A 12,297-nucleotide genomic window follows, 5' to 3' on the forward strand; every position below is an offset into this window, starting at 1 on the left:
CGTTGCTTTGCCGTTACCAGCGATAGTGCGAGAACGCGCGGTTGGCTTCCGCCATCTTGTGCACGTCTTCACGCTTCTTCACCGCGTTGCCGCGGTTATTCGACGCATCGAGCAGCTCAGCCGACAGACGCTCGGTCATGGTCTTCTCGTTGCGGCCGCGGGCGGCAGTGATCAGCCAACGAATGCCGAGAGCCTGACGACGGGTCGAACGAACTTCGACCGGCACCTGGTAGGTCGCACCACCGACGCGGCGGGAGCGAACCTCGATGGTCGGCATCACGTTGTCGAGCGCCTGCTCGAACACGCCGAGCGGCGGCTGCTTGGTCTTGGCTTCGATCAGGTCGAACGCACCGTAGACGATGCTTTCGGCGACCGACTTCTTGCCGGCGTACATCACCGAGTTCATGAACTTGGTGACAATGATGTTCCCGAACTTCGGATCGGGAAGAACTTCGCGCTTTTCTGCGGCGTGACGACGGGACATGGATGCTCTCCCCGCTTACTTCGGACGCTTCGCGCCGTACTTCGAACGGCGCTGCTTACGGTTCTTGACGCCCTGGGTATCGAGGACGCCGCGGAGGATGTGGTAGCGCACGCCCGGCAAGTCCTTGACGCGGCCGCCGCGGATCATGACCACCGAGTGCTCCTGCAGGTTGTGACCCTCACCCGGAATGTAACCGATGACCTCGAAGCCATTGGTCAGGCGCACCTTGGCGACCTTACGCAGCGCCGAGTTCGGCTTCTTCGGCGTCGTGGTGTAGACGCGAGTGCACACGCCGCGCTTCTGCGGCGATTGCTGCAGCGCCGGAACCTTCTTGCGCGACTTCTGCACCACGCGCGGATTTGCGATCAGCTGGTTGATCGTCGGCATCTTCGCCTTCACCCTCAAGCTTCGCGCGAAACCGGTCAGTCGGTTTCGCAAATTCGTTCGGAGCTACCCGCCCCAGCGGCCGCCCTACCCGACCAGACCACTCGTCCGATCACGCAAAGCGAAATCGCGCCAGCCGCCCATCGCTGAGCGGAAAGCGCTTCCACGCAACAGAGGACCGCAGCAAAGACCGGGCAGCTTCCGCTGACCGGTTCCTACCGAGGTCATGCTTCCAAAACCGTCCTTACCGAGAAAGAGCTCGAAAGAACGCTAAATGTCCTGGCATTGCCTGGCTTATGTCGACAGCGTTTGAGCGACTTACATCGAGGGTGGTGCCCGTAAGTCCTTGAAAGGACGGCCCGGGTAGTCCGTTCCGACGTTGGCGACGCTCACCGCCTGTCTTGAAGTGGGCGGGTTGTATCGGCGGACCTATCCTAAGTCAAGGCAAAACCGCTGCCAGATGACGGTTCGGCGACGACTTTCGACTCCCTCCCCGACCGACGTGTAATGCCGATGAAATGGGGCGTTGTTGCGTCTCGCCCGGACCACGCCAGAGATCCGATTTCGCCCTCGGATGGTGGTTCAGGCCGGGCGAATTCCGCCCTCGCGGGACGCGATTCATAGAATCGTGAGGTGTCCCCGGAGCGAATCCGGAGCGACTCGGCGGTAGATTCTCACGCGGCGGCGTCTCGATTCGGCACAGCGGTCTGCCGGTCAGCTCCGATTGCGCTGAGCTGGTATTTTGGTAGCGCCCCGAGCCCTACCGGATCTGCCCGGTGGTCGAGGCCGCATTTTACCGCACACGACTGGCGACCGGGCGATCCACAGACCGGCCGACGATCGCGATTGCCCTCGGAGGCGGCACTATGGCTAACTGGCTCGACACGGTGCCACGTACGGCCGGCCGCAAGGTGCGTTGGAATCAGATGGCGGGTTCGGGACGAGATCGGTCTATCCCGCAGCCGCGGTACCGAACGGCGACGGTCGCCGTGGCCGCCGTCTCGCTTCAGCTTCTCGCCGTCCCGGCCTTTTCGGCCGATAAGGATGACGACGACGAGGCGCCGGCCCAGACCTACCCGAACATCTACCTCGACTTCCGCACCAGCTACGGCCGCACCCCGGCCGGGTCGCTGTCGATCGGCTTTGCGAGCCCGACCGTCGCGGTGCTGTCCCGGCTCCGGGAACTGGCGGCATTGCCGCCGCTGCAGGCGCCGACGCTGCCGGCCAGCCAAACTGTCGAACTCGACGTCCCACTGACCATCGACGTCAACGATCGCGTCTCGCTGTATGGCGGCTTCAGCACCACCACCAGCAACAGCGGCCCGGGCTGGAGCTCGGTCGACATCACCAGCTGGAACGTCGGCGTCCAGGCCGACATCTATCGCCAGGATGGCGGATCGCTGCCGACGCTGACACTGCAGACCACCCTCACCCGCTCGGTGCCGAGCGGACCGCTCGCCACCACTTCGTTCAACACCATCCTGGAGGCGTCCTACGCATTCGACGCCGACGAGACCCGCGGCGTCCTCGCCGGCGTGCAGTACACCACCACGGCGATCGACGCCGACCGCGCCGCGATCCATCCGAACACGGTCGGCTGGCTCGGCGGCTATTACCAGTGGGACAACAACTGGAAGCTGACCGGCCGCGCTGGCCTGCAGTCGTTCGGCGGCGCCGAGCTGCTACGCTTCACGCCGATCGACGCCTTCACCCAGCCGATCCTGCGGATCGACCTCGACAAGCTCGACGATAACGACAACCGCCTGTTCGGTATCACCGCGCAGGTGGCGTGGACGCCGAAGCCGGCCTATCAGCTCACCGTGCGGACGCCGCTGTATCTGACGAAGAACTGAGGCGACCCGCGTCGTCGAGCAGGCGCTCGCAGACAGGACGCGGCAGAGACTCCGCGTCTCGAAGCCCGCATCCCGCCTCATGACTCTGACGCGCGCCACCGCAGCAATCTGAGGGCGTTCGCTGTGACCAGGACGGTGGCGCCGGTGTCGGCGAGGATCGCCATCCACAACGTCGTCACGCCTAAGAGGCTGGTGGCGAGGAACACCGCTTTCAGCCCGAGCGCGATCGAGATGTTCTGCCAGATGTTGCCGAGCGTGGCCTGCGACAGCGCAATCAATTCCACGACGCCACGGGTGCGGTCGTTCAGCAGCGCAGCATCGGCGGTCTCCAGCGCCACGTCCGTTCCTCCCCCCATGGCGATGCCGACGGACGCAGCTGCGAGCGCCGGCGCATCATTGATGCCGTCGCCGACCATCGCCACCGGGGATACTTCCTTCAGGCGGCTGATCTCGGCGAGCTTGGCGTCGGGCAGAAGCTCCGCGCGGACCTCCATGCCAAGTCGGCCGGCGATGGCCTGAGCGGTTCGCGCGTTGTCGCCCGTCAGCATAACCACCGCGATACCTTTGGACGTCAGTTGCCGCAAAGCTCCCGCCGCATCCGGGCGCGGCTCGTCGCGCAGCGCAATCACTCCCTCGCACGTCTTGCCAGAGATGAGCACCACGACCGTCTTACCTTCGTGCTCGAGACCGGAGATCGTCGCCGCAAGCTCCGGCGGGATCGTGGTCCGCTCGGCGGCAAAGCGCGGAGACCCGACGAAGGCAAAGCCGTCTTTCAGCCGCGCGGAGATCGCCTTGCCTGGCACCGCCTGACTCCCGCCAAACACGATGGGGGTCTGCAGTGCGCGCGCCTTCGCGGCGCGGACAATCGCCTGTCCGATCGGATGACTGGTGTTGCCTTCGACAGCCGCGGCGCGCGCGAGCACAGCGTCTTCCTGGCCGATGACGGAAACCACGTCGGTCACTTGAGGCTGCCCCAGCGTCAGCGTACCGGTCTTGTCGAAGGCTACGGTCTTGACCTTACCGAGCGTTTCCAGCACCGCACCACCCTTGATGAGCAGCCCTTTGCGGGCGCCCGCCGCAAGGCCGGAAGCGATGGCCGCCGGTGTCGAAATGACAAGTGCACATGGGCAGGCGATCAGCAACGTGGCGAGTCCGCGGTAGATCCAGGTCGCCCAATCCTCGCCGAAGCCGAGCGGCGGCACGATGATGACAAGGAGCGCCACCAGCATGGCGGCAGGCGTGTACCACCGGCTGAGACGATCGATCATCCGCTCCGTCGGCGCTTTGGTCTCCTGCGCTTCTTCGACGAGGTGGATGATGCGCGCGATCGTGTTGTCGGCCGCCGCATTCGTCGTCTCGATGCGCAGCTCCCCGTTCGCGTTGATGCTGCCGGCATAGACGTGATCGCCGACCGCCTTGGCGACCGGCACGGACTCACCGGTGATCGGTGCTTCGTTCACGTCAGAGTCGCCGTCGATGACCTTGCCGTCCGACGGGATGCGGTCGCCGGGACGCACCACCACCACATCGCCGATCATCAGGTCGGCAGCCGGGATCTCCTCGACTTCATCTGAACCATCGCGCAGTCGCCTCGCTGTGCGTGGCACCACGTCGATCAGGGCTTCAATCCCGGATCGCGCGCGCCCCGCCGCGAAAGTCTCCAGCCATTCGCCGACGCTGAACAGAACGATGACCACGGCCGCTTCCGCGGCCTCACCGATCATGACAGCTCCGATCGCCGCAACGCTCATCAGCGTTTCGATGCTGAAGGGAGATCCTGAACGCGTGCCGATCAAGGCCCGGCGGGCGATCGGGATCATGCAGATCGCGGCCGCCGCGGAATAGAGCCATCGCTCGAAGGCCGGAAAGAGCTGCGATAAGGCGAACGCCAGAGCAAAAACCGCCGCTGCGATTATGACCGATCGCAGCTTCGCGTCCTGCCACCATGGCAGTCGTTTTCGTTCGGTCGCGATGCTGCTTGGCGACGAAGCAATTGCCTGTGGTCGAAAACCGAGCGAGCGAAGCTCATCGTCGATTGTGCTCGGCGAGATTCTGTCCTGATCGAACCGAAGCGCCAAGGTGCCGGCCGAGTAGCTGACGCGAACATCCGCGACACCCGAGAGCCGCTGCATCGCGGTCTCGATCTTGAGCGCGCAGGAGGCGCAGTCCATGCCTTCTACGCGAATTCTGTAGGCGTCGGTCGCCATGGCATCACCTCGACAAAGCGTTGTGACACCCCATATGCACCCTGTAGCAGCTACAGGGTCAAGATATGCAGGCGGACCATCTCGCGATTGGGGATCTCGGGCGTCAGACGGACACCAAGGTGGAAACCATCCGCTATTACGAGCGGATCGGACTGCTGTCGGCCCCAGCGCGCACGCCGGGCAACTACCGCGCCTACACGACGGACCATCTCAACCGTCTGAGCTTCATTCGTCGCGCGCGCGATCTCGGCTTTTCACTCGATCAGATCCGCGCGCTGCTCGATCTGTCTGACGACCGCACCCGATCCTGCGATGCCATCGACGCCATCGCCAAGCAGCATCTGGCCGAAGTCGACCGCAAGATCGCCGACCTCAAGGCCCTGCGCCACGAGTTGAACCACATGATCACCCAATGCAGCTGCGGAACGGTCGCCGACTGCCGCATCATCGAGGCGCTGTCGCCGTAGTGCCGGCCGCTGTGCCGCCGGTGCAGCAGACGCCGCCCGCTCCTACGCCACCGCCAACTCGCCCCGCCGCAGCGGGAACGGCCTGAAGGTCGCCAGGATCAGCATCGCAGCGATACCCATGCCGCAGGAGGCGACGTACAACGGCGCGTAGCTGTCGTAGGCATCGTAGATCAGCCCGCCAAGCACCGGGCCGGTCGACATGCCGAGGCTGCCGGCCATCGCGGTGCCGCCGACGATCGTGCCCATCATCCGCAGCGGAAAGTTCTCGCGGATGATCACGGCGTAGAGCGGCATGGTGCCGGCGTAGATGAATCCGACCGCGACCGCGACGGCATAGAAACCGCCGAGCCCGCCGACGAAGGCGTAAGCAAGCACCCCGAACGCCTGCGCCAACAGGCCGATGACCAGCACGCGCTGCGCGCCGAAGCGGTCGCCTGCGAGGCCGAAGCCGAGCCGGCCGAACATGCCGGACAGTCCCTCGACGCTGTAGATCGAGGTCGCGGCGATCATCGGAATGCCGCAGGTCACCGCGTAGCTGACGGTGTGGAAGATCGGGCCGGAATGGGTCGCGCAGCAGAAGAAGTTGGCCAGCATCAGCGTGACGAATTGCGGCGACCGCACCGCCTGCCTGAGCGTCATGTCGTCCTGCGCATCGGCCCAGGCGCCCTCCGCGCCACCGGGTTCGAGCGCCGGCGGCCGCCGCACCAGCAGCGCCGCAGGAATCATCAGCGCAGCCGTGATCGCCGCGATGATCAGCATCGCGCCACGCCAGTCGTGGATCGTCACCAACCATGCCGCCAGCGGCGCCATCGTCAGCGGCGCCATGCCCATCCCGGCGGAGACCAGCGACACCGCTAGGCCTCGACCGGTGTCGAACCAGCCGGTGACGCAGGCCATCATCGGGGCGAATACCGCGGCCGTTGCAGCCCCGACGAGCGCGCCGAACAGCAGCTGGAATTCGATCAGCGAGGTGGCCCGGCTGCCGAGCGCGAGGCTGGCCGCCAGCACCACCGATCCAGTCAGTACCACGGGGCGCGGGCCGAACCTGTCCGACAGATTGCCCCACACCATGCTGGCGGCGGCCATCGCCAGGAAGCCGATCGTCATCGCAGTCGAGATCCCGGTGACCGACCAGCCGGTGTCCTGCGACATCGGCCTTATCAACACCGGCAGCGAGAACATCGCCCCGGCCGCGACGCAGCCGAGCACGCCACCAGCAGCAACGATCACCCAACGGTAGGGATGGTTCATGGTTGTTTCCGTGTTGTGCAGAGTCTTGCCGCGTCATTGCGAGGAGCGAAGCTACGAAGCAATCCAGCTCAGTGCGCGAAGCTGGATTGCTTCGCTGCGCTCGCAATGGCGTTGAGACCCCTGCTCTCAGCGACTAGGTCGCCCGTGCTCCGAGGACGAAGCGTCCCCGCCGTAGCCGACATCGGACCGGCATTTCGGCGGCCCCGCGGAGGCATCAGGCCTGCGCGGGCTGAGTGTTGATCATCCACGGGATGCCGAACCGGTCGATCAGCGAGCCGAATCCCGGCGACCAGAACGTCTCGCCGAACGGCATCATCGGCTTTCCGCCTTCGGACAATTGCTCGTACCAGCGCTGCGCCTGGGCCTTGTCGTGGGTGTGCAGCGCGACGTCGAATCCATTCTTCGGCTTGTCGATGTTGGATGCCCAGCCGGTGTCCATGTCGGCGCCCATCAGCGCCTGGTCGCCGACTTCGAGCCAGCAGTGCATCAGCCAGGTCTTGTACTTCGGATCGGTGATCGGCATCTCCGGCGGCGCGTCGCTATAGGGAAATGCCGCGATGATCTTGCCGCCCAGCACCTTGGCGTAGAACTCGAACGCCTCACGGCACTGGCCTTGAAAGCTCAGGCTGGTCACGATCTTCATCCGATGGTCCTCCCTGATCGACGTGGCGCGATGAATGCCGCGCGGGCTCGAGCCCGCGAAGCCCGCCGATGGCGGCGCTTGATCCCGCCGATTTAGGTTGATATCAACGTATATCGTCCCTCGCTTGTCAAGAACCGTTCTCAATGCGCGCATCGGTCGAACCGAGTTTCGAAACCACCCTGCTGGTGCGCGACACCTGCGTGTGCCTGCACGCCCAGCGCGCCGCGCGGGCGCTGGCGCGGCGGTTCGACCTCGCGCTGAAGCCGGCCGGCCTCACCAACGGTCAGTTCTCGCTGCTGATGTCGCTCAACCGGCCGCAGCCCGCCCCGCTCGGCAGCGTCGCCACGCTGCTCGCGATGGACCGCACCACGCTCACGGCGAACCTGAAGCCGCTGGAGCGGCGCAATCTGCTGGAGGTGCTGATCGATCCGGCGGACCGGCGCGCCCGGCTGCTGCGGCTGACGCCGGCGGGACGGAAGACGCTGGCCGCGGCGGTGCCGATCTGGCGCAAGCTGCATGCGGAGATCGAAGCCGATCTCGCCGATCCAAACGCCGTTCGCGCCGAGCTGACCGTGCTAGGCCGCTTCGACGGGGCCGTCACCTGAGGGGCTGCTGCCTCGTTTCACCACGACAGCCTCGGACGCAGTCGCTATCGCGCAGCGGCCGCGCGCACGCGCCGCTCACTCGTCGTCATCGTCATCGTCGTCGTCATCATCGTCGCCGGCGCCATGGCGCTTCTGGTCGTCCCACAGCTTGCGATACGCGCCGTTCTTGGCGAGCAGCTCCTTGTGCGAGCCGCGCTCGATCGCCTGTCCGCCGGAGACGACGACGATCTCGTCCATGTCGACCACCGAAGTCAGGCGGTGGGTCGAGAAGATCATGGTGCGGCCGCGCGCCAGCTTCATCAGCGTCTTGTTGATCGCCGCCTCGGTGGTCTGATCGAGCGCCGAGGTCGCCTCGTCGAGCAGCAGCACCGACGGATCGCGGACGATGGCGCGGGCGATCGCAATGCGCTGACGCTGACCGCCGGACAGCGTGTCGCCGCGCTCGCCGACCACGGTGTCGTACTTCTGCGGCAGGCTCATGATGTAGCGGTGGATCTCCGCCTTCTTGGCTGCCTGCTCGACCTCGGCGTCGGTCGCACCTTCCTTGCCGAGCCGGATGTTGTCGCGGATCGACATGTTGAACAGCATGTTCTCCTGGAACACCACGGCCATGCTCCGGCGCAGCGAATCCAGCGTGACGTTGCGGATGTCGACGCCGTCGATCGAGATCCGGCCTTCGGTCGGATCGTACAGCCGAAGCACCATGTTGAGCAGCGTGCTCTTGCCCGAGCCGCTCGGGCCGACGATCGCGATGGTCTTGCCGGCCTTCAGCTTGAGGCTGAGATTGTCGATCACCGGCTGCTCGGCGCCCTCGTAGGCGAACGACACCCGCTCGAACGCGATGTTGTCGACGATGCGCGGCATCTCGGCGGCGCCCGGCTTATCGGAGATCGGGGTCTTCTCGTCGAGCAGCTCCTGCATGTGGCGCACGGCGGCGGCCGCCTGGATCGACACCGGGATGAACTGCATCAGATGGGCGATGTTGTACGACACCTCCCAGAACGCGCTCTCGAAGGTGACGAAGGTGCCAACCGTGATCTGGCCGGTGGTCGCCAGATAGGCGCCGAGCGCCAGCACCAGCAAATGCAGCATCAGCACCGAGACGGTGACGCTGCGTTCGACCATCGAGGTCAGGAAGGTGGCCTGCCCCATTTTCTGCCGCGTCGCCTGATTGCGCAGCGAGAAGAAGCCGAACATCTTGCGCTGCAGGCTGAACGCCTTGACCACCGCCTGGGCGCCGACGTTTTCCTGCAGCAGGCCGAGCAGCCCGGCTTCCTGCACCTTCTGCTCGTAGTTCGCCTGCACCGCCTTGGGCGTCAGAATGCGCGGCCCGATCAGCGTGATCGGGAAGATCAACAGCGCCACCACAGCGAGCTGCCAGTTCAGGAACAGCATCAGGATGATGCCGGCGATCAGCTCGAGGAACGGCAACAGCGCGGTGTTGGCGAGAATCTCGACCACCCGCGAGAACGCCGCCATGTCGATCGAGAACCGCGACAGGATCTCGCCGCGCTTGGTGCGGGCGAAGTAGCCGGCCGGCAGGCGCTGGGTGTGTTCGAACAGCCGGGTGCGGACATCGGAGATCACCGCCGCGGAGAGTCGGGCGTCCCAGCGCTCGTACCACACCGCGATGATCGAGGTGATGACGCCGGCGACGCCGAGGATCGACAGGATCTTGTAGAGTTCGTGGAAGTCCTCCTCGCCGAGCGCGTCGTCGATCAGGAACTTCAGGCTGAGCGGCATGATGACGTTGAACAGTGTTTCGACGACCACGCCGAACACCACGAACGCCAGCATCTTCTTGTAGTTGGCGACGACCGGCCGGATGAAGCCGGCGATCGTGGCGAGTGCGCCGGCGGCCTCGCGCGCGGTGAAGACGACGAGTTCCTCGTCCTCATCGTCGTCGTCATCTTCCTCGTCGTCGTCATCCTCATCGCCGTCGTCCGCGGCGGCGGCCTTGGCACCGGGCACCGGAGCGACCGGGACCTTGTCGGCGATCAGTTGCTTCACCGGAGGCTTGGTGGTCGGCACCACCGGCGCCGCGGCGCCGACCGGAAGCGCGAACTTCTCGTCGAGCGGCGAAGCCGGGGGGGCAGCGCCTTCTCTGCCGGGCGCTGAACTGCCGGCGGCAGCATCGGCCGGCGGCGTGGCGGCGGACTTGTCGTCCGGCCGGGAGTCCGGGGTGACGGGAGGATTGGGCTTGCGCGCCATGAATTGAAAACCGCTAGGTGGCCGGACCGCAGGACTACAATAAGCGACGCCGTGACTCGTTCAAAGCCACGGCGCCGGATCTGCTGAAGCGAACGCGAGCCGTCCGCGACGACCTTGGCTTAGTCGCCGTCCTCTTCGTCGTCGACCTTGTCGAAGAACGAATAGCGCAGGCTGTCGGCGTCGCTGTACCACTGGCCCGGGCCCCTGCCCGCCTTCACCGCCAGCTCCCACAGGGCGTCGCCGCAATCGTTGCGATGCACCGACAGATCGAAGCCGTTGTTGAAGAACAGCTCCGACCACTCCCACCAGGTGCCGAGCTTCTTGACGCCGCGCAGCAGGTCGTAGCGGTCGATCACGCCCGGATCCATGTCGCTGGTCACCGAGCCGAATATCACGCCGGTGCGCGCGACACGGTGCAGGTCGCGGATCGCCTTGACGACGCGGTTCTCCGCGAGGTGGCAAAGGCTGGTCTCAAACACGAAGTCGAACTCTTCGTCTGCAAACGGCAGTTCGACGACCGAGCCGAGCTTGTTGTAGGGCTTCAGCGCCTCCGGGGTCTTGCCGTGGATATAGCGGTTGTTCTCGACGCCGTAGGCATCGATGCCGCGCTCACGCAGCGCGCCGACCAGCTCGCCGCTGGCGGACCCGGCGACCAGCAGCTTGTAGCCGCCCGGCTTGTCCCACACCGTCTTGATGGTCTGGATCAGATAGTCCGGATCGGTGAACCGGCTCCAGACTTCGCGATACGGGCCCTGGTTGCGATAGTTCTCGAAATAGTCGCGGTCGATCTTATCGGAGACCGGCTTGCCGTCCTGGGCGCGGGCGCGGCGCAGCTTCATCGTCTCGGTGACGATGATGTCGGTGGCGGCGTCCGAGGAGTCGAGCAGGCCGTTCAGCGTCGAATCGAACAGATAGTCGCCGACGATCACGAAGCCCGGATGGTTCTTCGGCTCGGGGCGATGGTTGGTCATCACGTCGCGCACCGGCAAGCCGCCGGGGATGCAGTTCACCGACGACAGCCAGCGATGGGTCTTGCCCTCGAGGAAATGCCCGCGGACGTCGCCGAGTTCGGCCGGCAACGACTTCAGCGCCAGCTCGATCAGCTCGTTGTCGGTCAGGTTGGAGAACGCCAGCGCGTCCGAGCCCGCGATCAGGAAGTTGAGCACGCCGTATTTGCCAACGTCGTGGCGCGAGCCTTCGTTGTAAACGCAGCAGCCGCCGAACGCTTCCGACATGAACCAGGAGCCCGGGATCTTGTCTCCCCAGAACGGGGAATCGAACAGCATCGAGATCCGCAGGTAGTGCGCCGGGCGATCGAAATAGGAGACGTGCTTGACCATCGCCTTGCGCAGCTGCTCGTTGCCCCAGCTCAGCGTGGCGAGCCAATTGTGAGGCAGGCACATCAGCACGAGGTCGAAGTCGCGCGTTTCCGGCCCCTTGCCGTTCATCATGTTCAGCTCATAGCGGCCGCTCTCGGTCTTGCCGACCTTGAGGACGCGGTGATTGAACTGGATGTCGGCGTCGATCTCCGAGCGCAGGCACTCGATCAGCTGCTCGTTGCCGTTCTGGATCGAATACAGGCCGATATAGCCGTCGATATCCATCACGAAGTTCTTGAGCGCGTTGAGGCCGTTGGTGTTGTGGCTCTCGGTGGCGATGTCGGACTTCGCCATCACCTTGAAGAAGCGCTTGGCGGTGGAGTCCTCGATTTCCTTGTCGAGCAGTTGCTCGCAATTGGTCCAGGCCCAGGGGTGTTCGTTGTCGTGCGCGCCGACGCCCTCGTAATACTGGGTCGGCGTCATCTGCTCGGTGCACTTCTTGCGGAACGCGACGATCGCCTCGGCGGTCTTGTCGCCGTACTTCTTGCGCATGCCGGGGACGTCGTTGAGCAGCTCGCCGTCGAGCTGCACCTGCTCGGCATCCATCGGAATGGTCTGCAGGCCGAAGTGCTGCACCAGTTCCCGCAGCGGATCCGGACCGGTCATCGAGTAGTCGTACAACTCGGCGACGCCGGCCTCGTACATCGCCGGCGCGGTTTCGAATTTCTGGGTGACGATCTTGCCGCCGAGCCGATCGGAGGCTTCGAAGATGGTGACCTTGCACAGGCCCCCGAGCTTTCGTTTGAGATACCAGGCGCTCATCAAACCGCCCGGGCCGCCACCTACGATTGCAAGGTCAAACATGGTGCTCTT

At 65.1% G+C, this 12,297-nt stretch carries 10 protein-coding genes; 3 read left to right on the forward strand and 7 right to left on the reverse strand.

Going from position 1 to position 12,297, the window contains the following annotated elements; genetic code table 11:
• Positions 1 to 13: 13 nt before the first annotated feature.
• Together rpsG and rpsL are read right to left on the reverse strand one after the other, a co-directional pair.
• Positions 14 to 484 (reverse strand): 30S ribosomal protein S7, encoded by a 471-nt coding sequence (gene rpsG / locus HZF03_RS16375; protein WP_011158798.1) that lies wholly within the window; start codon positions 482 to 484, stop codon positions 14 to 16.
• Positions 485 to 499: 15 nt separating this feature from the next.
• Positions 500 to 871, reverse strand: a complete 372-nt coding sequence (gene rpsL / locus HZF03_RS16380) for a 30S ribosomal protein S12 (RefSeq protein ID WP_008969396.1) — start codon at positions 869 to 871, stop codon at positions 500 to 502.
• An 863-nt stretch (positions 872 to 1,734) separates the two neighbouring features.
• Here rpsL and HZF03_RS16385 point away from each other — a divergent pair.
• A complete protein-coding gene (locus HZF03_RS16385; protein WP_119019706.1) occupies positions 1,735 to 2,721 on the forward strand; it encodes a hypothetical protein in 987 nt (328 codons plus the stop codon).
• Between the two features lie 77 nt (positions 2,722 to 2,798).
• Here HZF03_RS16385 and HZF03_RS16390 read toward each other — a convergent pair whose 3' ends face one another.
• The gene (locus tag HZF03_RS16390; RefSeq protein ID WP_119019707.1) at positions 2,799 to 4,928 is read right to left on the reverse strand and encodes a heavy metal translocating P-type ATPase; all 2,130 of its coding nucleotides are present in this window, start codon (positions 4,926 to 4,928) and stop codon (positions 2,799 to 2,801) included.
• A gap of 65 nt (positions 4,929 to 4,993) precedes the next feature.
• Between HZF03_RS16390 and HZF03_RS16395 the strand changes: the two genes are divergently transcribed.
• Positions 4,994 to 5,395: a MerR family transcriptional regulator gene (locus tag HZF03_RS16395; protein ID WP_011158804.1), complete on the forward strand. Its 402-nt coding sequence runs from the start codon at positions 4,994 to 4,996 to the stop codon at positions 5,393 to 5,395.
• 42 nt (positions 5,396 to 5,437) lie between these two features.
• Here the strand turns inward: HZF03_RS16395 and HZF03_RS16400 are convergent, their stop codons facing one another.
• Together HZF03_RS16400 and HZF03_RS16405 are read right to left on the reverse strand one after the other, a co-directional pair.
• Positions 5,438 to 6,646, reverse strand: coding sequence for an MFS transporter (locus HZF03_RS16400; protein ID WP_119019708.1), 1,209 nt, complete (start codon positions 6,644 to 6,646; stop codon positions 5,438 to 5,440).
• A gap of 214 nt (positions 6,647 to 6,860) precedes the next feature.
• The gene (locus HZF03_RS16405) at positions 6,861 to 7,289 is read right to left on the reverse strand and encodes a VOC family protein (protein WP_011158806.1); all 429 of its coding nucleotides are present in this window, start codon (positions 7,287 to 7,289) and stop codon (positions 6,861 to 6,863) included.
• 143 nt (positions 7,290 to 7,432) lie between these two features.
• Between HZF03_RS16405 and HZF03_RS16410 the strand changes: the two genes are divergently transcribed.
• Positions 7,433 to 7,894: a MarR family winged helix-turn-helix transcriptional regulator gene (locus tag HZF03_RS16410; protein WP_119019709.1), complete on the forward strand. Its 462-nt coding sequence runs from the start codon at positions 7,433 to 7,435 to the stop codon at positions 7,892 to 7,894.
• A 75-nt stretch (positions 7,895 to 7,969) separates the two neighbouring features.
• Here the strand turns inward: HZF03_RS16410 and HZF03_RS16415 are convergent, their stop codons facing one another.
• Positions 7,970 to 10,105, reverse strand: a complete 2,136-nt coding sequence (locus HZF03_RS16415) for an ABC transporter ATP-binding protein (protein ID WP_119019710.1) — start codon at positions 10,103 to 10,105, stop codon at positions 7,970 to 7,972.
• Between the two features lie 119 nt (positions 10,106 to 10,224).
• On the reverse strand, positions 10,225 to 12,288 hold the full coding sequence (locus HZF03_RS16420; RefSeq protein ID WP_119019711.1) for an FAD-dependent oxidoreductase: 2,064 nt from the start codon (positions 12,286 to 12,288) through the stop codon (positions 10,225 to 10,227).
• Positions 12,289 to 12,297 lie beyond the last annotated feature (9 nt).

Origin of the sequence: Rhodopseudomonas palustris (genome assembly GCF_013415845.1) — a bacterium.
Lineage (GTDB): Bacteria > Pseudomonadota > Alphaproteobacteria > Rhizobiales > Xanthobacteraceae > Rhodopseudomonas > Rhodopseudomonas palustris_F.